The following is a 23,228-nucleotide window of genomic DNA, read 5'->3' on the forward strand; positions in this document are numbered from 1 at the left end:
GACTCTATAAGATGCGTTATATTTTCTAATAATTATTTGCTCTAAAAACTTATAGCTTATTGCACAGACAATGCTTCAATAAACTCTCCAACCATCTCACTAGTGTCTTCTAAACCAAAAGGATATTTAACAAGTTTATATTTGTTGTACACAAAATAGTCATCGTTTGTACTAGGCTCATCATTAGGATAGCAATCTACAGTAGGCTCTATAGAATAAGTGGAGTATATAACATTATTAAAAGGACACATAAATGTAACTGTATAGGTATTACAACCTTGGTTTACATAGTCTTGATATTGAAATTTTTTCTCTAAATATTCCTGGTAATATAGGTCCAAACATGCTTGTTGGATTTCCCATCCTGTAGGGATTTCTGGACCGTAAATATGATATTTCCAACCAATGTGACCTTGTAAAGAAATACCTTGAGGTCCAGGAGGAGTATCACCATCTACATCGGCATTTGCTTCAGTCATTTTATCAATAAAGGCAATCATTTCATCTTTAGTCCCCACAATTACCCCTTTGGTTACTTGAGCTTCAGGATTTCTGGCAGATTCTACAGAGACAATGGGTCCCGTGTGCATTGCAAATAGCTCCTTAATTTCTTCTTGTTTAATGGGCTCCGAATCTTTACTCTTTGGTTCGCAAGAAGTCAATGCTGTAAAAGCAAATAATACGCTTAAAACCCCAAGTGTTTTCATAAATGTTTTCATAATTTTTAAAATTAAAAGTTAAACAATATTTAGTATTTGAGTTTAGATACCACCCTATGCAAAATTGTTACCCTATAAAAATCATTTTTTGTGATTATTTTTCAAAATCGATATATAATACACTCTACATCGGTAATTTAAAAGCGTAACAAATATTTGTATTTGGAGAATTAAATAGTTGCGACCAAACGAAACTTATTTAGTGTAGATATGTATAACGAGGCATTACAAAGCTTTTTAGGTTGTAGTAGTTTACCTTTATTAAGGTAAACCAACACTTAGGGCTTAATACAAAAAATTGTAGTACAAAAATTAATATATTTCTATACGCTATTAAAAGCCAAATTTAGCGCATAAAAAAAGTCTGTAATTGCTTACAGACTTTTAATTAATGTGGGGAGAGCAGGATTCGAACCTGCGAAGACGTAGTCAGCAGATTTACAGTCTGCCCTCGTTGGCCGCTTGAGTATCTCCCCAAAACCGATGGCAAATATATTTAAGTTTTACGTATACTCAAAGACTTTTCGTGTTTTTTTTACGTGAAATAAAATAAAAAACCCTCCAATACTATTGAAGGGTTTAAAACCAGAAGTTTAGATTTTTATAATTTATCTGCTTTTTTAATAATTTTAGGAAGTCTTTTGTCTAAATCCTTCATTAATCGCTCTAAAGCACTTTCGCACATTGGTAATATCTTTGTTGTTTTCATTACCGGAATACCGCCTACCATTACCGAAGTCTTTTTCGACTGTGCAGATTCGTTAATAACGAATACTTTTTTTCCTGTTTTATCGTAAAGAGAAATTCTGGTGAATGCTTTCATTTTTACAGTTGCTGTAGAGCCAATTCCGAAACCTTTAGTTAAATCGAAATGCACTTCTACAAATAGCACACCATCGGCGATATCGCTAAACATTTTCGCTACAGCTTCTTCATTTACTTTACCTAATGCTCCTTCGTAAATATGCTTGTAACCGTCTATAAAAACATAACGTTTTAAAGCTTCGTCGTCCAGTTCGTATTTTGGTACGAATGCTTGGTATACTTCGTTTGCTAACACTTCCTTTTCTGGAACTAAATCGAATGGAAAGTCCTTAGCGTAGTCATTAAAAAACGCATCGTGGTAATTATTTAGCATTGGCGTTAAATCGAAATCTGGATTATCCCTTAACTTAAGCACTTCGGTTAATAATGCTTCTCCCACGCCATTTAATTCTGAAAAGCCAATTATTTTATCTGAGTAAAACCCAACTACGGCTACCTTTTTTTTCTGTGCGTTAAGATTTACTGCACAAAACAGCGTTATAAATGCTGCTACTATGTAATTTTTTAAATTCATTATATTGATTTTTAATTGTTTAACAAGTGTGCGAAGCTACTCTTTTTTTCATTTTATTGATCATTTATTTTTTACTTGGAAAATACATTGGAAAATACAATTAGCACTTGTATTCTATTGTGTATCCCTTTCTACTGTGTTAGCGGTTGAGCGGTCTGTTTGAACTCCTTTTTACTTTTTTGTAAAAAGAGTGAGTAGCGAAAACGCGACCCTTTAGGGTAACACCCAAAAACTACAGACTATAAATAACTCTAAAAGTTACAAATCGCGGTTGTATAAAATACTCTGTTGTACTCACCGAAAAGGCGCTGGTACTCGTGTTATTTTGTGATTTCGTATCTAAAATATTAGTGGCTTTCACTTCGTATTCGAATTTACTATCCTTTGTTTTTCGATACGATAACGAGGCGTTCCAAAACTCGTAATTATTGATAGATTCTTCCTGATTTCTAAAATCGTTGAACGTGTAATCTGTTCTAAACGTGAAGCGTTTTAAAATTAGCGCATCAAAATCTATAGAGGGCGCGTGGGTGTAAAACTTAGAGCGCGTAGCGCCTTGATCGTTATCTTGAAGTGTTAAGCGGTAGCCGATATCGAAATTTGGTGCCGTGCGGTAATTACTGCTAAACCCTACACTGTACGTTTGTGTGTAATTTTCGTTTGTAGATACTTTGCTATTTATAAACTGATTGAATTTTGCGTAATTAAAATTACCGCTTACCGTGGCTTTTAATTTACCAAAAGACCGCTGAAAACGTCCCGTTATAGTAATGCTTTCATCGGCGAAATCGGAGTTAAAAGGGGAGCTCACACTAATAACACTGCCGGGTGCAAAATTAGAAGCACTACGAATACGGTCTATATTTTTTGTGTAGCCTACGTTGGCGAACACATTGGTATAATTAAACATATTGAAGCTGAAATACGTTAAATTAACAGCGTGCGCCAACGCACTTTCTAACTCTGGGTTACCAATACTTAAGGCATTATAATTGTTTAAGACCACACCGCGAGCCAAATCTGTAACGTCTGTAAATTCGGTTTGCATACTATAATTTAAAACTAACTGTTCGCTCTTTTTTAATTGTATTCGCATATTGAAATCGGGCAAAACGCGTGTAAATGTGTTTTTATAATCGGCACCAAATTGTGCGTTTTCAGAACTGTAGGCGTGCGCTGAAAGCCCCGGAGTAAACGTAAATTTACCTGTAATGAATCTATAATGCGCACCTAAGTACACATCGTTAAAGGTGTATTTTGTATCGTTTTCATCGCGCCCGTCGTTTAGTGTTGGCGTCGGGTTAAAGGCGCTACCGTCGTCTAGAAATTGAAACAGATTAGAATTAAAATCTTGCTGACTGTAAATGGTTCCTAACGTAAAATTGATGTTACTTTTTGTATTGAGGACATTCCAATAATCTAATTTCACATCTAACTGATTCGATTTTACGCGCTTTTCTTGAGCAATATCGTAACCCACTTGCATATTATCTAAGCCCAACCCGTTTGCCGTGTCGTTATAATTGGTTTTATCTTCTAAAAAAGCGTTGTAAAAAGGATCTTCGTCTTGCAGTAAATGCTGACCCGAAAAAGCGAAAATATTGTTCTCGTTTGCTGTATAATAGTAGTTTATATTTTGATTGATGCTATACGGTTTCGTGTTTTCCACTTGGTTTATATTACCAATTTCTGAAGACAAGAAATTCTGATTTTGTGTTTCTTTAGACACGCGTCCCAGAATATCGTAATCCAATTGATTATTAGCATTTGGCTTATATTTAGCACTTAATTTCAACATTCCTAAATCGCTACTTTGCTTGGTTGTACTTGCTGTGCTTTCGTTTGGAATATTAAAATCTTCATCTGTATATTGCACAAAATTATTTTCCTGCAACTGTACTCTGGAGTTTGAAAAAATAGCAAAACCGCTAAGATCAAGTGCTTTATTAGGAGACATACTAAAATTAGCGGCCCCAAACTTGGTGTTTATATCTTTGGCTTTATTATTTTGAAGTGCTAAAAACCCAAGGTTATTATTTCCTAAATTAAGGTTGGTACCACTACTTTGACTTGGCATTTTAAAACCACCGGTAAAATTAAAATAATCTCTACGTGAGAATGCCACCTCGCCAATATTATTTAAATCGCCAATAAGATTGATACTATATTCTGGACTGTAGAAAAACAGTTTAGGTTGCAATAAGTACAAACTATTATTTTCTGAATCCCCACCGCCAGCAGTTACAGTACCAAACCAAAAAGCGCCTTTACCTTCTTTTAGCTTTATATTAATAGCAATATTATCTTGATTATTGGTCACGCCGCTTAGCTGCCCAACGCTAGAATAGTTTTTTAAAACCTGTACTTTATCTACGGCATTAGACGGAATATTTTTTGTCGCCAGCTTAGAATCGCCATCGAAAAAATCTTTTCCTTCTACCATTACTTTAGTGACCTTCTTACCTTCTACTTCTATTTCACCATCGGCATTAACTTCAACACCGGGTAATTTTTTAAGAATGTCTTCTAGCTTTCTTTCGGTACCGTTTTTAAAAGAATCGGCATTATAAATAATAGTATCTCCTTTTACAGTGACTGGCATTTCATATACAATTTCAACCTCATCTAACGAAGTATCGGTTTGCAGAATATAATCGAGCTGTATATTATCTTCTTTTACTGCAATTACACGCAGTTCGGTTTTAAAACCGATATAGCTAATTTGAATGCTATAGGTTGTGTTTTTTTCTAAGGATAATTTATATTTTCCGTCGGCATTGGTAATGCCGTAAGCATCCATAATTTTTGTGGTTTGGTTTATAGCCACCACATTGGCTAATTCTAAAGGCGTACCAATACTATCTTTTACGGTACCCTCAAATTTTACTTGTGCAAAAGTTACACTTGTTACCAATAAAAGTAACAGAATTAGGTTTCTTTTCATCGTTTTGTTGCTGTTGTTAGCTCCTATTAGTTTCTGCGTTGTCCACGATTTCTACCACCATACATCTCGCGCATTTCTTCTACCTTTTGCTTTACAATGTCGGTATATTCTTGTTTTGTGACTTCTTTACCTTTAGTCGGTTTTTTAATCTCTTCTTTTTCGCCGGGGTTTAAAACAATTTTAGAACATAAAACAGTTGTACGTCCAGAACTTGCTTCTAAAATTAATCCTGGTAATCCCCAGAATTCTCCCGGACCTTGATTTACTGGTATCTGCATTGTGTACCACACAACAACTTCAATGTCTTCAGGGATTTCGATCTCGTCCATCATATCTTTAGGCGCGTCGTTGCTAGCGGTTTCGGACGAATCTTTTACTTTTTCATCTTGCTCCTCTTTGTCTTCTTTATCTCTATTCTTACGTCTCATATTAGAGAAATCCATTTCATCTACCTTTTTAATAGCCGTCGCTTTCATACACATATACTGACCAATTTGCTTAGTCTCACCCGTCATTTTCCACTCTAATTTTTCGAGTTTGTCTTTTATTAAAAACTGTTTTCCAAAAAACTCTTGATCTTGCAAGAACTCGCCATCCTTTACATTTTTGTATTGTATGCCCGGTGTAAAACTGCCCATCATTCCACCAAAACCCCCACCACTACCAGGAGCTCCTAGCTTCTCTTCTTCTTTATAAGTGGATTCTGTTCTATTAAAAGTTAAAATAAAAGTCTTTTCGAACATACTTTTCATACGCTCCATAATCATCTTTTTACGTTCCGGACTCATTTTCTCTCCTCCCCATTTATCTAGATCTATAGTGGTTTTAGATTGATACGTTGCAACACCCTGAAAGTCTTGTTGCGCCAGCGTTACTGTCGAAGCAAAAATAGCAAGCCAGCAAGCGGTTGTTTTAAATAGTTTTGAGCGTAAGTTGTTCATTTTAAAGTTGATTTAATAGGTTTCTATTCTAAAGTAAGACGACTATAATGCACAAATGTTAAATTTATTTATGTTAAATAAATCTTAAAATTTAGAAATCGCTTTTGGCTTCAATGCGAGACCACTTAAATAAATAATAAATTACAGTTTAGTTTTTGTACTTTTCAAACCGATATGAAACACGCTGTATACATTCTATTTTTGCTTTCCGCGACTTGCTTTGGCCAAGTAACGCTGAGTACTTCATTTGTAAAAAAATCTAAAATTAACGCCGATTATCTGATAGGAATAGATGCTTTTAATGCCTTATATTATACCAAGAATAATGTTTTTATTAAAAATGATGGCGATAAAGAAACCACTTACAGCAACATTCAATTAGGCAATATCACTTCGGCTAACACCTTTAATCCTTTAAAAATAAATTTGTTTTACCAGGCTTTTAATACGGTTATTATATTAGACAATAGATTGGCCGAAGTTTACAAAATTGATTTTAACAGCAATAAAAATTATAAAAACGTCACCCATATTTCGACGGGAAGTGACACGACCATTTGGATTTTCAATCAAGATTTGCAACAGCTAGAAGTATACGATTATAAAACCAACAATACACGCGCCACCACCCAACCTGTGCAGAGCGCTGTCTTAGATTTTACCAGTAATTATAACGCGTGCTGGTTACTTACTGAAAACTTTTTATACAAATACAGCTATTTTGGTAGCTTGATCTACAAAATAAAAAATGAAGGGTTTTTATCTATTTCAGAAAGCGACGAAAATATTATTATAGAAAAAGTCGATAAACTGTTATATTTAACTCAAAAACCTGAAAACAGAGAAGAAATACAGATCCCAAATTTGTTAATAAAACAGTTTTTTCTAACCAACGGAATCCTCTATATTTACGACGGTAAATTTCTTTACCAGTACCAACTAAAAATAAAATAATATGCACGTTGCAATTGCCGGAAATATTGGCGCAGGAAAAACGACGCTCACAACTTTACTAGCAAAACATTACAAATGGGAAGCTCAATTAGAAGACGTTGTAGATAACCCTTATTTGGATGATTTCTATAATCAAATGGAACGCTGGAGTTTTAATTTGCAAGTGTATTTTTTAAATAGCCGTTTCCGACAAATCGCACAAATTAGAGAAAGCGGTAAAGACATTATTCAAGACAGAACCATTTACGAAGACGCACATATTTTCGCTCCCAACTTACACGCTATGGGCCTAATGACAAATCGTGATTTCGAAAATTACAGGTCGCTCTTTAATCTTATGGAAAGCTTTGTTCAGGGTCCAGACTTATTAATCTATTTACGCAGTTCGATTTCTAACTTAGTCTCACAGATCCACAAACGTGGTCGCGATTATGAAAATTCAATTAGTATTGATTATTTAAGCAGACTTAACGAACGCTACGAAGCGTGGATTTCGGGTTACGATAAAGGGAATTTATTAATTATTGACGTTGACAATCTTGATTTTGTAGATAACCCTGAAGATTTAGGTCTTATCCTCAATAAGATTGATGCCCAAATAAACGGATTATTCTAAATAAGTTAACAAAATTCTTACATTATTTTATTTCTAATCTCTTAAATTGCTCATTATTCTATTCATTGATGAGCAAGCTTTACAATTCCAAATATTACCATAGAGATCTGTCGTGGCTAAGATTTAACCACCGCGTTTTACAAGAAATTAGAGATAAAAACAATCCGCTTTACGAGCGCATTAAGTTTTTAGCCATTTTCTCGTCTAATTTAGACGAGTTTTTTAAGGTGCGTGTCTCTGATATTAGACAAGTAAAAGATCTAGAAAAACCGCTCCGTAAAAAACTGGTTACCCAACCTAATAAGGTTTTAGAGGAAATTAAAAAGCAAGTTAACAGTCAACAAAAAGAATTTGGTGATGCTTTTTACAATGAAATTATTCCCGATTTAAAAGCCGAAAACATTCATTTAATAGATTATAACGCGTTTTCTTCCGAACAAAAGAAACAAGCCGAAGACTATTACCAAACCGTTTTAAAAGATAACATTGACACGCAAACGGGAGAAGCAACGCTAAAGGATTCTATATTTGCAAAAAATGAAGCTTCTTATCTCGCGTGTTTAAAAGACGATTCTTTAATTGAAATGGTAGAAATCCCCAGTAAAGAATCTCGTTTTTACGTATTTCCTTCAGATAACGACACCTTTTATATTACGTTTATAGACGATATTTTAAAACACAATCTATTCAAAGAAAATAGCAATATCTATTACGCCTTGAAGTTGTCCCGTGATGCCGAGTTATACATTGAAGACGAATTCTCAGGTAATTTAATGCAGAAAATTAAAGACGCACTTCCTAAAAGAGAAACAGGTCAAGCAACACGTGTACTCATTGACTCTAATGCCCCAAAGAATTTATTGGCGGTATTAAAAAAGACGCTAGACATCTATAATACCGATATTATTCTTGGTGGTGTTTATCATAACTTTAAGGATTTTTTCCGTTTTCCTAACCCTACGAACAAGCAACTATCTAACACGGTTTTAGAACCGTTACCACATAAATTACTTAGCGAATACGACTCGGTATTTAAAGCTATTGATGCTAAAGATCAACTTATACACTATCCATATCAATCGTTCGAACCGGTTATAAAATTATTGGAAGAAGCCGCAGACGATCCAAAAGTAAAAACCATTAAAATGACACTGTATCGCTTAGCCAAAACCTCGCGATTAAATACCGCCATTGCAAAAGCCGCGAAAAACGGTAAAAAGGTTGTCGTTTTTATTGAAGCTAAAGCACGTTTCGATGAAGACAATAATTTAAAATGGGGCAAGATATTTTCAGAAAACGGAGCAAAAGTCATTTATAGCTACCCTGGAATTAAAGTACATTCAAAAATTTTATATATAGAGCGAGAAGTCGAGGGCGAACTTAAAGCTTACAGCTATATTGCCACAGGAAATTTCAACGAAAAAACAGCAAAACTATACACAGATTTCGGGTTGATGACTCAAAATAAAAAAATGTGTAAAGAGCTTAACCGTGTATTCTTAGTGCTCGAAGGTGTTTTAATTGTACCAAAAGCTAAAAGATTATTAATCTCTCCATTTACATCGCGACATATGTTTTCGCGATTAGTAGAAAATGAAATTGCTTTAGTTCATGCAGGAAAAGAGGGGGCTATAATTTTAAAAATGAACAGCCTTCAAGATAAAAAAATGATTCAGCTGCTTTATAAAGCGAGCAATGCTGGTGTAAAAATCCGATTATTAATTCGCGGCATTTGCAGCCTAGTGCCGGGAATAAAAGATCAAAGTGACAATATTACAATCACGAGTATTTTAGACCGCTTTTTAGAGCACGGTCGCGTATATTTATTCGGAAACGATGGTGACGCCAAATTATATATCGGTTCTGCCGATTGGATGACCCGTAACTTATCGCATCGTATAGAAGTTATCGCTCCTGTTTTAGACCCTGATAATTATAGAATTGTAAAAGACGTATTAGATATTCAATTGGCCGACAATGTTAAAGCTAGAATTATAGATCCCGAACAAAAGAATGACTACGTTACAAACAACAACCCATTAGTGCAGTCACAACTAGCCACTTACGCCTATTTCAAAAAAATTAGCGACAATTAAAACTATCAATTCTGCTAGAGTTTACATTTTATAACGCTTTATCAGAGTTAATTTATTACATTTACCACATAGACTTTAGGAGTAACTAGAAATAGTTTGAGAAATAACCTTAGAACCTGATTTGGCTCATACCAACGTAGGGAAAAGTTGATTTAATATGTTCATTTTCTGTGAACGTATTTCACTTTTTGCAATTTTCTTGTGTACTACTATCATACAACTTAGTCTATTCTTTTAACTTAAAGAATTAAGAAACTATGGTAACTATTACAGTAAACGAAAAAAAACATTCCTTTCCACAATCCATCACTTTATTCGAGGTGTTAACCCAACTTGAAATTTCTCAAAACGGAATTGCTATTGCAATAAACAATAACATCATTCAAAAAAGTAAGTGGCCTAAAACAACACTCGCAAATACAGATGCCCTTTTAATCATAAAGGCAACACAAGGCGGTTAATTCCTAAAGCTATTTTTAAAATTTAAAAATCGTAACCTCTTACATCATTATGAAAAAAAAAGACACCGCACCCAAACAAAACGGTATTACAAGACACCCCTTTCCTAGCTCAAAAAAAGTGTATATTGCCGGTAAATTATTTCCTGAAATTAAAGTGGCAATGCGAGAAATTGCACTAAGTGATACGGTAGATTCACTAACAAAAAAACACATTCCAAACGAACCTGTAACTATTTACGATACTTCCGGTCCCTACACAGATCCCAATAAGGACGTTAATGTACATAACGGAATAGAACGTATCCGTGAACAATGGATTTTAGACCGCGGTAACGTTGAGCAATTAAACAGTTTTTCGTCTCAATACTGCAACGAGCGCTTAAACGATAAGAGCTTAGACCACTTGCGTTTCGGACAATTAAAAAATCCAATGCGTGCGAAAAAAGGCGAAAATGTATCGCAAATGCATTATGCAAAAAAAGGGATTATTACTCCAGAAATGGAATATGTTGCCATTCGCGAAAACCAACGTATAGAAGAAATCACACGCTTATCTGTCCAACATCCAGGTCAAGATTTTGGAGCCAGTATTCCTGCGAAAATCACACCAGAATTTGTTAGAGACGAGATCGCTCGCGGCCGCGCAGTTTTACCAAGTAATATAAACCACCCCGAAGCCGAACCTATGATTCTAGGTCGTAACTTCTTAGTTAAAATAAACGCCAATATTGGTAATTCGGCCACAACCTCATCTATTGAAGAAGAGGTAGAAAAAGCCGTTTGGGCATGCCGTTGGGGAGCAGATAATATTATGGATTTGTCTACCGGGCAAAATATTCACGAAACCCGCGAGTGGATTGTGCGCAACTCACCAGTACCCATTGGCACCGTACCTATTTACCAAGCTTTAGAAAAGGTAAATGGCGCTGCCGAAGATTTAACCTGGGAGATTTTCCGCGATACCCTAATTGAGCAAGCAGAGCAAGGCGTCGATTATTTCACCATTCACGCGGGCGTGCGTTTGCGTTACGTACCAATGACAGTAAAACGTATTACCGGTATCGTATCTCGTGGTGGTTCTATTATGGCAAAATGGTGCTTAGCACATCATAAAGAGAGCTTTTTATACACGCATTTTGAAGAGATTTGTGAGATTATGAAAGCCTACGATGTTGCCTTTTCTTTAGGAGACGGTTTACGTCCGGGTTGTATTGCAGACGCTAATGACGAAGCACAGTTTGCCGAGTTAGAAACCTTAGGAGAGCTTACAAAAATTGCCTGGAAACACGATGTGCAAACTTTTATAGAAGGTCCCGGACACGTGCCAATGCATATGATAAAAGCCAATATGGACAAACAATTGGAGGTTTGCGACGAAGCTCCTTTTTACACATTGGGTCCACTAACCACAGATATTGCACCGGGTTACGACCACATTACCTCTGGTATTGGTGCGGCTATGATAGGCTGGTTTGGTTGCGCAATGTTGTGCTACGTCACACCAAAAGAACACTTGGGCTTACCTAACAAAAACGATGTACGCACAGGAGTTGTCACTTATAAATTAGCGGCCCATGCCGCCGATCTTGCAAAAGGACATCCAAGTGCGCAACATAGAGACGATGCACTGAGCAAAGCGCGATTTGAGTTTCGTTGGGAAGACCAATTTAATTTGGCTTTAGACCCCGAATTGGCCCGAGAGTATCACGATGAAACCTTGCCTGCCGATGGGGCAAAAATAGCCCATTTCTGCTCTATGTGCGGACCAAAATTCTGTTCGATGAAAATTTCTCAGGAAGTACGCGATTTTGCTGCCGTTAACGAAATAAGAGGAGACGAAGTGTTTGCCAAAGGAATGGACGAAAAATCTCAAGAATTTAAAGATAACGGATCCAAAGTTTACTTATAAAATAATATGGAAGTTCCTTCGCCTTTTTTAAGAAAAGGCGAAGGCGGGCTTTCCGTTATATCTTTTGCAGAAAAAAGCAAAAGGATGTCACTACAATCCCTAACTTATGCCAAATCTAAAACTATAAAATTTCAACTATAAAAATGATTGTACTTATAGCACCCGAAGAAGATATTACTAACGAAATAGACACGCTTCATCTGTTATTTAAGGCCGGTTTAGAGCATTATCATTTAAGAAAACCCTCTAAAAATATCGATGAACACATCACTTTCTTAAACCTAATAGAACCGCAATATCACAATCGTATTGTCATTCATTTTTTTCACGAGTTAGTAAACACCTTCAATTTAAAAGGTATTCACTTTCAAGAACAAAAAAGAATTGATGTTTTAGAAAATGGAAAAGGTTATTTTAACACCTTACAGATGGTCGGCAAAACAATGAGTAGCTCTTTTCACGATCCTAAGGACGTCGAAGACTGCGAATTTGAATTCGATTATCATTTACTAAGTCCGGTGTTTTCTTCAATCTCAAAAAAAGGATACGAAGGCAAGGGGTTTAATGTTACAGGAATAGATAAATTTATAATTGGTATGGGTGGTATTAATTCAGAAACTATAGAAAAAACGCTGCAGTTAGGTTATAAAGGTGTTGGTGTTTTAGGTGGTGTCTGGAATGCAGAACACCCCCTTGAGGCCTTTTTAGGAATTAAAAACACGCTAGAGCAGCTTCAAAAGCAACGCAAATAATGACTCAAAAACCATACATATTAAGTATTGCCGGTTTCGATCCTTCAAGCGGCGCCGGAATCACTTCAGATATAAAAACGTTTGAAGTCCATAATCTTTACGGTTTATCGGTGTGCACGGCAGTAACCATTCAAAACGATACGACTTTTAAAGATTGCATTTGGATGGATAGCGCGGTTATTATTTCACAAATTGAAATACTTTTCGAACGCTTTACTATTTCCGTAGTAAAAATAGGAATAGTTAAATCCTGGGAGGTTTTACACGACATTACTAAAACTTTAAAACGATTAAACCCAGAAATTAAAATTATTTTAGACCCTATTTTAAAAGCAAGTGCTGGTTATCATTTTCACGATTCATCAAACTTAGAGACCCTTTCAGAAATATTAAACAGCTGTTATTTTATCACACCAAATTACGAAGAAATACACGCTTTATTCCCAGACAAAACGATTGAAGATACTATTTCATACATTTCGGAAAAAACTAATATATATTTAAAAGGCGGTCACCGAAAAGACAAAATAGGTTGGGACGAAGTGTATTATAATAAAATTGTACAACTCAACATTCCGCCAACGGCAACGTCAATACATCAAAAACACGGCAGCGGTTGTGTTTTATCTGCGGCTTTAGCTTCAAATACTGTAAAAAACATGGTATTAGAAGATGCTTGCAAATTAGCAAAACTATACACCGAAGCCTTTTTAAACTCGAATACATCCCTTTTAGGAACCCATAATTACAACTTTAATGATTAGCAAATTACATTATATAACACAAGGAGACACTCCAGAAATTCATTTAGAAAACATACAAAAAGCCTGTTCATCTGGCGCCGATTGGATTCAGTTGCGCTTAAAAGACGTGAACGAAGAGACTTTACTAAAAACAGCATTAAAAGCAAGAGAATTAACGGCGCATTTCCAAACCCGTTTAATAATTAACGACCATTATAAAATTGCGAAGGAAGTAAGAGCAGACGGCGTACATTTAGGAACAAATGACGCTTGCCCAATTGAAGTTCGTGATTACTTAGGCAAATTTTATAGTATTGGCGGTACAGCCAACACGTTAGAAGATTGCGAAAACCTAATAAAAAAAGGAGTAGATTATATCGGTCTTGGGCCGTTTAAATTGACGTCTACAAAAACAAATTTAAGTCCGATTCTAGAAATAGAAGGCTACCAAAATATTTTAAAGACGTTAAAAACAGACACTCCAATTATTGCCATTGGTGGCATTACATTACAAAACGTGGCCGATATAGTAAACACGGGTGTTTATGGTATTGCTGTTTCAGGAGAAATTACCAGAGATTTCAATAACATTAACGCGTTAAATGAAATAATAAATGGCCCGACATTAGAGCAGCGCTACACATTTGACAAAAAGGAAAACGATGAACAATAGTTTAAAAATAGGAGATAAAACCTTTACCTCACGTTTGTTTACAGGCACAGGAAAATTTAGTTCTTCAACTGTAATGAAAGACGCGATAGTAGCCTCAGAAAGTGAGTTGGTTACCGTGGCTTTAAAACGTGTAGATATCGCTAATGAAGATGACGACATTTTATCACATTTAAATCATTCTAGAATTCATTTACTACCAAACACATCGGGTGTTCGCACAGCGAAAGAAGCTGTTTTTGCCGCTCAATTATCGCGTGAAGCTTTAGAAACCAATTGGGTGAAATTAGAAATTCATCCCGATCAAAAATATTTATTACCAGATCCCATAGAAACATTAAAAGCCGCAGAAGAATTGGTAAAGCAAGGTTTTGTAGTTATGCCATATATACACGCAGACCCTGTTTTATGTAAGCGATTAGAAGATGTTGGCGTACAGTGCGTAATGCCATTGGGCGCACCCATAGGCAGTAACAAAGGTTTGAAGACAGTGGATTTTTTAGAAATAATTATCGCTCAAAGTAACGTTCCTGTAATTGTAGATGCTGGTATTGGCGCTCCCTCTCACGCGGCATACGCAATGGAATTAGGCGCAGATGCTGTTTTAGTAAATACCGCAATTGCAGTCTCTAAAAACCCAATAGCTATGGCGAATGCTTTTAGACTTGCGGTAGAAGCTGGTCGTTTAGCATACACTGCCAAATTAGCACCAACAAAACATACCGCCGAAGCAAGTTCTCCTCTCACCTCTTTTTTGAATGCATAGCTTTACATCGCTTTTTAACCGTCAGGATTGGGACACTATAGTCGCCGATATTTACAGCAAAACTAGTGAAGATGTAGAAACGGCTTTACATAATAACAAGCGCACACTAGAAGATTTTAAAGCTTTAATTTCGCCAGCTGCGGCCCCCTATTTAGAGCAAATGGCGCAATTGAGTAGCGCATTAACTAAAAAACGCTTTGGGAATACAATGCAAATGTTTGCCCCAATGTATTTAAGTAACGAGTGCCAAAACATTTGTACCTATTGCGGTTTTAGTGTAACCAATAAAATACCTAGACGCACACTAACCGATGTCGAGATTTTAAAAGAAGCTAATTTCTTAAAAAATAAAGGCTACAATCACATTCTTTTGGTTACTGGAGAAGCTAACAAAACCGTTGGTGTCGATTACATAAATAAGGCGATTAAACTCCTTAATAAAGAGTTTGCAAACATTACCATAGAAGTACAACCATTAGACCAAAATGACTACGAACTATTGTCTAAAAACGGCCTATATGCAGTTTTAGTTTACCAAGAAACTTACCACAAAGAAGAGTATAAAAAACACCACCCTAAAGGCAAAAAATCTAATTTTTATTACCGCTTAGAAACCCCAGATCGCTTAGGAAAAGCAGGAGTTCATAAAATTGGTTTAGGCGCTTTATTTGGTTTAGAAGATTGGAGAGCAGACAGTTTTTACACCGCTTTACATTTACAGTATTTGCAAAAGACCTATTGGCAAACTAAATACTCTATTTCATTTCCTAGATTGCGACCGCACTCTGGAGGTTTGGAACCTAAAGTCATTATGGAAGATGCTGATTTAGCACAGCTAATTTGCGCCTATCGATTGTTAGATGAAGATGTAGAATTGTCGATTTCCACTAGAGAAAGCGAAAAGTTCAGAAATAACATTATCAATTTTGGTATCACTTCTATGAGTGCCGAATCTAAAACAAATCCTGGTGGTTATGTTGTAGAACCAGAATCTTTAGAACAGTTTGAGATCTCTGACGATCGTAGTACAGAAACCATAACTGCGATGTTAAAAGAAAAAGATTTTGAAGTCGTTTGGAAAGACTGGGAAACGTTTTCACTGGCACCAAATAAACATAATTAAGTTAAATTAAATAACAAATGACTTTACAGCACGGCGAAGAACAACAATATAATCGCCATCTTATTTTAGATGAAATAGGCCTTTCTGGTCAAGAAAAAATAAAACAATCTAGCGTTTTAGTCATTGGCGCTGGTGGTTTAGGCTGTCCTATTTTACAATATTTAACAGCCTCTGGCGTTGGAAAAATTGGAATAATAGACGACGATACGATTTCGCAAAGCAACTTACAACGTCAAGTGTTATACACACATAACGACATAGGCAAACACAAAGCTAAAGTAGCCGCAAATAGATTATCGGGATTAAATCCGTATGTGAATTTTGAAGTTTACACGGAAAGACTATCAACTAAAAATGCCTTAACTCTATTTAGTTTATACGATATTATTGTCGACGGAAGCGACAATTTTCCGACACGCTATTTAGTTAACGACGCGGCCGTACTTACTAATAAACCAGTTGTTTTTGGATCTATTTTTAAATTCGAAGGGCAGGTGTCTGTTTTCAATTATCAAAACGGCCCTACATATCGTTGTTTGTTTCCAACGCCTCCAGAACCTAATACAGTTCCAAACTGTTCTGAAATTGGCGTTTTAGGCATTTTACCAGGAATTATTGGCAGTTTACAAGCGAATGAAGTGATTAAAATAATTTGTGGTATTGGCACCGTTTTAACTGAAAAACTCCTCACTTTCAACACGCTTACGATGCAACAGGTTATTGTAAACTATAAAAAGGACAATTCTGTTACAATTAACCATTTACAAGACAATTATAACCTTTTTTGCGGAATAACAGCGAAACCGCTTACTGAAATTACGTTGAAGGAGTTGAATACATTAGAAGACCCCTTTATATTATTAGACGTACGTACGCCTTTAGAACGCGAACATTTTAATATTGGAGGTTTACATATTCCGTTACAGGAATTAGACCGACGATTTAAAGAATTACAGACTGAAAAAGATATTATAGTGTATTGTAAAGCCGGAATGAGAAGCGAAATGGCTATTCATATTTTAAGAGAAAAAGGACTAAAAAACACTCTCATAAATTTAAAAGGCGGCTTGTTTTATTAGCAGAAGCCTACTTAATAAACCCAATAGATCTAGCGTGTGCTATGGCTTGCTTACTAGATTCTACCAAAAGCACTGGTGTGGTTTTATAATTTTCTAAAAGACCTCTAACACGTTCCATTCGCTTATTATGATTTACACTTCTTAAATAAATTGCTTTAATTCTATCGGGATATAATTCTGCAATTTCAATGTAGATATCGGGGTCGTGCTCACCACTATCACCAATTAAAATAAAAGGCAAATTGGGATATGTTTCAAGTAAATTTACAATCTCCTTTTGCTTTTGAGGTTTTTCGTCAATAGTTTTCTTTTTAAATAAACTATCAAAATTCCGCAGTAAAATAGGGCCTTTCGGAAAATCGTTTTGTTTCAAAAAGAGTTTTAGGTATCGGTATAAATTCCACGGACTATGACTCACATAAAAAATAGGATTTGCTTCGTCACCTGAAATCCCACGATGTAGTAAATGATAAAACTCTGGAGCGCCTTCTAAAGGTATACGTGCGAGTGCCGACTTAAAAATACTATTAATTATTAGTCGCCATTTTAAAAAGGACACGACGCCAGTATGCAAAATAGTATCATCGATATCGCTGGCCACACCAAAGTTAGCTTGAGACGAGGGTATTAAAATTTCAGCCGGAAAACTATTCTTGTTTTGTATGTTACGTTTAATATTAACATCGCTATAGCTTACTTGACAAGGCAACCATCCCTCACTATTGGTTAGAGATTCTAAACCAACCAGTTCTGCTTTCACCTTAAAATACCCTTTATTATCGGTGGTTGTTTTTAAGATTTTTCCGTTTGGTAGTTTTATATCTAATGTGGTATTTCGAACCTCATCAACCTCTAAGCGTTTATAAGAATTTATAAGTAGATTAATCCACGTTTTATTTTCGAGGTTTATATTTTCGTCCTCGAGAGCTCTACCTTTTAAATAGAAGTGCGTATTTGTGCCATAACTTTGGAACGCTATAATTTGAAGAGGATCTTTTTTAAACATACTTATCGGTATCGATCGAAACAATGAAGATATCATTTTTCATAAAAAAACCACAGGATATCCTGTGGTTTTTTTCTAAATATTAAATCGTGGTTAGCGTTTGTCTTTTATTTTAATCTTAAAATCCTCTACCTTTTTTAACTGGTTTCTTACTTCATCCTCGGTGCCCGTAAATTCTTGAGTTTCAACTTGCGTTTCACCGTTAATATTACGTTCTATAGTTACAACAGCCTTAACCATATTGTTGGTCTCATTTTTTGTCATTTCTACAGACGTATACGTACTATTTGATGATACATTTCCTGCTGCTTCTTCTTTACTTATAAATTTCACAGTTTCTGTGCCGTCTAAAACGTGCTTTTCCCCATTTTCATCAATCCAGATATTAACTTCTTGTTGTTTTTCAACGGAAACAGAATCCGAATGATCTCCTAAAATAGGTGCAATTACCAATCCGATTAAACACGTTAGTTTAATTAAAATATTCATTGAAGGCCCAGACGTGTCTTTAAACGGATCACCGACAGTATCTCCAGTAACTGCGGCTTTATGAGCATCAGACCCTTTAAAAGTCATAACACCATTGATTTTTACCCCAGCCTCAAATGATTTTTTTGCATTATCCCAAGCACCGCCAGCATTATTTTGAAAAATTGCCCACAACACACCAGATACCGTAACACCTGCCATATACCCGCCAAGCATTTCGGCAATATCTAAAGAGTGCATACCGAACGCCATTGGTACAAACGCAATAACTAAAGGAAAACCAATGGTTAACAAGCCGGGTAACATCATTTCTCTTAAAGACGCTTTGGTAGAAATATCGACACATTTATCGTATTCTGGTTTCCCTGTACCTTCCATAATTCCCGGGATCTCTCTAAACTGTCTACGCACTTCTTGCACCATTTGCATTGCTGCTTTACCTACAGCATTCATTGCTAAAGCAGAAAACACAACCGGAACCATTCCACCTACAAATAGCATTGCTAACACTGGTGCTTTAAAAATATTAATACCGTCGATTCCTGTAAACGTTACGTAAGCCGCGAATAAAGCCAAAGAAGTTAGTGCTGCCGAAGCAATCGCAAATCCTTTTCCGGTAGCAGCTGTTGTATTCCCTACAGAATCTAATATATCTGTGCGTTGGCGAACGATGGGTTCTTGCTCGCTCATTTCGGCAATTCCACCGGCATTATCTGAGATTGGTCCGAAAGCATCTATCGCTAGTTGCATTGCTGTCGTTGCCATCATCGCCGAAGCCGCCAAAGCCACTCCATAAAACCCTGCAAAGGCATACGATGTCCAGATTGCCGCTGCAAATAACAATACTGAAGGAAACGTAGAAATCATACCCGTTGCTAAACCTGCAATAATATTTGTTCCTGCCCCCGTGCTTGATTGTTCAACAATTTTTAAGATTGGTTTTTTACCCAAACCGGTATAATACTCAGTTACTGAAGAAATAACAGCCCCCACAAATAAACCGACTAAAGTGGCATAAAACACCCGCATAGAAGAAATTTCCTTCAAACCTTCTCCAAAATAATTCATCATCATTTTTTCTGGAAGCATCCAATAACACAAACCAAAACAGGCGATCGCTACTAAAATAATCGAAGTCCAATTTCCAATATTTAGGGCACCCATAACCTCAGTTTCTTTAGCGTCATTATTTTTAATTTTCACGAGCATCGTCCCAATAATAGAAATAATAATTCCTACACCTGCAATCGCCATTGGTAGTAAAATAGGACCGATACCTCCAAAAGCATCGTCTATGTTTCCACCCATATCTTTAATTACATAATTCCCTAATACCATTGCGGCCAACACGGTCGCCACGTAAGACCCAAATAAATCGGCACCCATTCCGGCAACATCCCCCACATTATCCCCTACATTATCGGCAATAGTTGCAGGATTTCTAGGATCGTCTTCTGGGATTCCAGCCTCTATTTTACCCACTAAATCGGCACCAACATCGGCTGCTTTAGTATAAATTCCGCCTCCCACACGCGCAAATAAGGCTATGGATTCTGCGCCTAGAGAAAAACCTGCTAGGGTTTCTAAAACAATAGTCATTTTATCGGTTGAGATCCAAACGCCATCCATAAAAAAATAAAAGAAAAAGATAAAGAATGTCGTCAGCCCTAATACAGCTAAACCTGCAACACCAAGTCCCATTACGGTACCACCACCAAAAGATATTTTTAAGGCATTTGGCAAACTAGTTTTTGCGGCTTGCGTTGTTCTTACGTTTGTTTTTGTAGCGATTTTCATTCCCATATTACCAGCGAAAGCCGAAAATATAGCACCAAAGATAAAGGCGACAACTATTAACCAATGTGTCGTATCGACCACTTGAGAAACGATAAATAATAGCACACTAACTATAATTACAAAAACGGTTAGGAGCCTATATTCTGCGCCCAAAAAAGCGAGGGCTCCTTTATAAATGTGATCTGAAATCTCTTTCATTTTACCATCTCCAGCATCTTGTTTTAAAACCCACGTTCGCTTTATCCACATATAAATTAAACCCAAGAATGCCATAGCAATTGGCATATAAATCATCATTGACTCCATATTTTTAGTTGTTTGATTAGTTAATAACCTCACTAATGTAGGAAAATAATGTGATAGTAAAACCAAATAATTAACTAACAATTAAATAACTAAAGAATTTTGCGCATTAAAAAACCCACTCGAAATGAGTGGGTTTTGAAAAACTAAGGACTGTACTATTTAATCTTTTGTCTTGTCTTTAAAAGCATCAAATTCGCTTTGTTGCACTTCTCTTGGCCACGAATTATTTGCTGTATCAACATCTGCAGTTTCTAACTTAGGATCTACAGTTATTTTTACAATTTCTTTTCCTGAAGCAATTACTTTACTCACTTCTTTATCGTTGAGTCTCCATATTTGCGCCGGATATTTTTCAGTTTTACTTGTACCATCGGCATAAGTAAATTCTACAATTACAGGCATTACTAATCCGCCTGGTTTATTAAAGGTAACCTCGTAGAAGTATTTAGGCTGCTCCATTTTAGCTCTTTCTTGTGGCGTGAAGTTATCCATTAAATACTCTTTTAACGATGAGATGTCGTTTTCTAAGTCTCTATTGTTTTTCAAATCATCAGAAAATTCTTCCGTACCTTCTTCAATATAATACACTAAACTTTTAGAATCTATATTATAACGGTCTGCAATTTCAGCACCTTCTTTATTAGGTGTTGCAGACACGTGGAATTTCTTCACTGATTTAATTCCGATATCGACGTAATCTGTCGAGTAAAACCAACCTCTCCAATACCAATCTAAATCGAATGCCGAAGCATCTTCCATTGTACGGAAAAAGTCTTCAGGTGTTGGGTGTTTAAACATCCAACGGTTGGCATACTCTCTAAAAGCATAGTCAAATAACTCTTCACCCATAACAGTTTCTCTAAGAATATTTAAGGCTGTTCCTGGTTTTCCGTAGGCGTTATTACCAAATTGGTATGTATTTAAACCTTTGGTCATAATTGGTGCGATATAATTTTGATCACCACCCATGTAATCTACAATTTTTGCTGCTGGTCCACGACGTGAAGGATACGATGTTTGCCCTTCAGACAGTGCTGTAGGATGCCATTTTCCAAAATCTTGTTCTGCTACATATTGTACGAATGTATTTAAACCCTCGTCCATCCAAGTCCATTGGCGCTCGTCACTGTTAACAATCATTGGGAAAAAGTTATGTCCTACTTCATGAATAATAACACTCATCATCCCAAATTTAGTTCTATCACTATAGTTACCGTCCTTATCTGGACGACCATAATTCCAGCAAATCATTGGGTATTCCATACCTTGTTGTTTTGCGTGTACTGAAATAGCCTTGTGGTAAGGATAATCGAAAGTCATTCTAGAATACGTTTTTAAGGTACTAGCTACTGCTTTTGTAGACCAATCTTCCCATAACGGATTTCCTTCTTTAGCATACAATGACACCGCCATAACGTCTCTATCTCCTAATTTAACGGCCATCATATCCCAGATGTATTTTCTTGATGACGCAAAACCAAAGTCACGCACATTTTCTGCGTATAGTTTCCACGTTTTTGTTTTACTCGATTTACTTTTTTCAGCGCGTTCAGCTTCCGATTGCGTTACAATTACAACAGGCTCGTCGTAAGACTTTTTTGCTTTCTCGTAACGTTTCATCATTTCTTTCGAAAATACTTCTTTTCTATTGGTAAGCTTTCCGGTTCCATCTAAGATATGATCTGCAGGCACTGTAATGTTAACTTCAAAATTCCCAAATGGTAAAGCGAATTCATCACGCCCCCAGAATTGAGAGTTTTGCCATCCTTCGACATCATTATAAACAGCCATTCTTGGATAAAACTGCGCAATTACGTAGGTTCTATTACCATCTTCCGGAAAATACTCGAACCCAGAACGTCCTCCATCTTTAACGTGGTCGTTAATAGTGTACCACCATTTAATATTAAAAGAGAACTTTTCACCTGTCTTTAGAGATTTCGGCACTTCAACACGCATCATTGTTCTATTAATCATGTGCGTTAAAGGTTTCCCGTTAGTATCGGTAACCGATTCAATGTTAAAACCACCGTCGAACGTTTCTGCCAAATGATTTTTAGCAAAACTTGCAGCTTGTTGTACTGGCGCAACCTTACTTGATTCAATTAAAGGCGACTTAGAATCTTTAGCTCTTACGTTTTGATCTAATTGCACCCAAAGATAATTTAAAGTCTCTGGAGAATTATTGGTATAAGTAATCGTTTCTTGACCACTAAGTATTGCTTTGTCATCGTCTAAAACAATGTCCATTTTATAATCGGCTTGCTGCTGATAATAAGCAGGGCCTGGTGCGCCAGAAGCCGCTCTAAACATATTCGGAGTAGAAAACTCCTCGTAGAGTTGTTTAAATTTATTGCTGTTTGTATGCCCCTCTTGAGGTACACGTTGGTCTTGCTGCTCTTGTTGAGCAAAAACACCGATAGTCACAAACATAAATGACAAGAAATAATACTTAATATTACGCATAGTTTGATTTTTTTTTCAAAATAGAATTTGAAATTAACATTTTAAATTATCA

The 23,228-nt window shown here is 36.2% G+C and carries 18 protein-coding genes, 1 tRNA gene and 1 riboswitch; of the genes, 11 read left to right on the forward strand and 8 right to left on the reverse strand.

Annotated elements, in window-relative coordinates:
* Positions 1 to 56: 56 nt before the first annotated feature.
* From ES676_RS01950 to ES676_RS01970, 5 genes are all read right to left on the reverse strand, one after another.
* Positions 57 to 719, reverse strand: a complete 663-nt coding sequence (locus tag ES676_RS01950) for a hypothetical protein (RefSeq protein ID WP_148368361.1) — start codon at positions 717 to 719, stop codon at positions 57 to 59.
* A 394-nt stretch (positions 720 to 1,113) separates the two neighbouring features.
* Positions 1,114 to 1,195: transfer RNA gene (locus ES676_RS01955), tRNA-Tyr, on the reverse strand.
* Positions 1,196 to 1,320: 125 nt separating this feature from the next.
* The gene (locus tag ES676_RS01960; protein WP_148368362.1) at positions 1,321 to 2,058 is read right to left on the reverse strand and encodes a hypothetical protein; all 738 of its coding nucleotides are present in this window, start codon (positions 2,056 to 2,058) and stop codon (positions 1,321 to 1,323) included.
* 232 nt (positions 2,059 to 2,290) lie between these two features.
* Entirely contained in the window at positions 2,291 to 5,002 is a 2,712-nt protein-coding gene (locus tag ES676_RS01965) for a carboxypeptidase regulatory-like domain-containing protein (protein WP_148368363.1), read from the reverse strand.
* A gap of 26 nt (positions 5,003 to 5,028) precedes the next feature.
* Entirely contained in the window at positions 5,029 to 5,943 is a 915-nt protein-coding gene (locus ES676_RS01970) for a GLPGLI family protein (RefSeq protein ID WP_148368364.1), read from the reverse strand.
* 174 nt (positions 5,944 to 6,117) lie between these two features.
* Between ES676_RS01970 and ES676_RS01975 the strand changes: the two genes are divergently transcribed.
* The 11 genes from ES676_RS01975 to moeB all read left to right on the forward strand — a co-directional run bounded on the left by ES676_RS01975 (position 6,118) and on the right by moeB (position 17,112).
* Positions 6,118 to 6,897 carry a hypothetical protein gene (locus tag ES676_RS01975; protein WP_148368365.1) on the forward strand — a complete coding sequence of 260 codons (780 nt, stop codon included), beginning with the start codon at positions 6,118 to 6,120 and terminating at the stop codon, positions 6,895 to 6,897.
* A gap of 1 nt (position 6,898) precedes the next feature.
* Positions 6,899 to 7,513 (forward strand): deoxynucleoside kinase, encoded by a 615-nt coding sequence (locus ES676_RS01980; RefSeq protein WP_148368366.1) that lies wholly within the window; start codon positions 6,899 to 6,901, stop codon positions 7,511 to 7,513.
* A gap of 68 nt (positions 7,514 to 7,581) precedes the next feature.
* Positions 7,582 to 9,609: a polyphosphate kinase 1 gene (ppk1, locus tag ES676_RS01985; RefSeq protein ID WP_148368367.1), complete on the forward strand. Its 2,028-nt coding sequence runs from the start codon at positions 7,582 to 7,584 to the stop codon at positions 9,607 to 9,609.
* A gap of 67 nt (positions 9,610 to 9,676) precedes the next feature.
* Positions 9,677 to 9,769, forward strand: a riboswitch (TPP riboswitch).
* A 97-nt stretch (positions 9,770 to 9,866) separates the two neighbouring features.
* Positions 9,867 to 10,070: a sulfur carrier protein ThiS gene (thiS, locus tag ES676_RS01990; protein ID WP_148368368.1), complete on the forward strand. Its 204-nt coding sequence runs from the start codon at positions 9,867 to 9,869 to the stop codon at positions 10,068 to 10,070.
* A 49-nt stretch (positions 10,071 to 10,119) separates the two neighbouring features.
* The gene (gene thiC / locus ES676_RS01995; protein ID WP_148368369.1) at positions 10,120 to 11,979 is read left to right on the forward strand and encodes a phosphomethylpyrimidine synthase ThiC; all 1,860 of its coding nucleotides are present in this window, start codon (positions 10,120 to 10,122) and stop codon (positions 11,977 to 11,979) included.
* Positions 11,980 to 12,122: 143 nt separating this feature from the next.
* Positions 12,123 to 12,731, forward strand: coding sequence for a thiamine phosphate synthase (locus ES676_RS02000; RefSeq protein WP_148368370.1), 609 nt, complete (start codon positions 12,123 to 12,125; stop codon positions 12,729 to 12,731).
* Complete coding sequence (locus ES676_RS02005) at positions 12,731 to 13,495, forward strand: hydroxymethylpyrimidine/phosphomethylpyrimidine kinase (RefSeq protein WP_148368371.1); 765 nt, start codon at positions 12,731 to 12,733, stop codon at positions 13,493 to 13,495. The genes ES676_RS02000 and ES676_RS02005 overlap by 1 nt, the downstream gene beginning before the upstream one ends.
* A complete protein-coding gene (thiE, locus tag ES676_RS02010) occupies positions 13,488 to 14,147 on the forward strand; it encodes a thiamine phosphate synthase (RefSeq protein WP_148368372.1) in 660 nt (219 codons plus the stop codon). The genes ES676_RS02005 and thiE overlap by 8 nt, the downstream gene beginning before the upstream one ends.
* Positions 14,137 to 14,910: a thiazole synthase gene (locus ES676_RS02015; RefSeq protein WP_148368373.1), complete on the forward strand. Its 774-nt coding sequence runs from the start codon at positions 14,137 to 14,139 to the stop codon at positions 14,908 to 14,910. The genes thiE and ES676_RS02015 overlap by 11 nt, the downstream gene beginning before the upstream one ends.
* Positions 14,903 to 16,033 carry a 2-iminoacetate synthase ThiH gene (thiH, locus tag ES676_RS02020; RefSeq protein WP_148368374.1) on the forward strand — a complete coding sequence of 377 codons (1,131 nt, stop codon included), beginning with the start codon at positions 14,903 to 14,905 and terminating at the stop codon, positions 16,031 to 16,033. The genes ES676_RS02015 and thiH overlap by 8 nt, the downstream gene beginning before the upstream one ends.
* Positions 16,034 to 16,050: 17 nt before the next feature.
* On the forward strand, positions 16,051 to 17,112 hold the full coding sequence (gene moeB, locus ES676_RS02025) for a molybdopterin-synthase adenylyltransferase MoeB (protein WP_148368375.1): 1,062 nt from the start codon (positions 16,051 to 16,053) through the stop codon (positions 17,110 to 17,112).
* A gap of 7 nt (positions 17,113 to 17,119) precedes the next feature.
* Here the strand turns inward: moeB and ES676_RS02030 are convergent, their stop codons facing one another.
* The 3 genes from ES676_RS02030 to ES676_RS02040 form a co-directional block, all read right to left on the reverse strand.
* Complete coding sequence (locus tag ES676_RS02030; protein WP_170234403.1) at positions 17,120 to 18,118, reverse strand: App1 family protein; 999 nt, start codon at positions 18,116 to 18,118, stop codon at positions 17,120 to 17,122.
* 93 nt (positions 18,119 to 18,211) lie between these two features.
* Positions 18,212 to 20,710, reverse strand: a complete 2,499-nt coding sequence (locus tag ES676_RS02035) for a sodium-translocating pyrophosphatase (RefSeq protein WP_148368376.1) — start codon at positions 20,708 to 20,710, stop codon at positions 18,212 to 18,214.
* A gap of 159 nt (positions 20,711 to 20,869) precedes the next feature.
* Entirely contained in the window at positions 20,870 to 23,176 is a 2,307-nt protein-coding gene (locus ES676_RS02040) for a M1 family metallopeptidase (protein ID WP_148368377.1), read from the reverse strand.
* Between the last annotated feature and the right edge of the window lie 52 nt (positions 23,177 to 23,228).

Origin of the sequence: Bizionia saleffrena (genome assembly GCF_008086175.1) — a bacterium.
GTDB classification, from domain to species: Bacteria; Bacteroidota; Bacteroidia; order Flavobacteriales; family Flavobacteriaceae; genus Bizionia; species Bizionia saleffrena.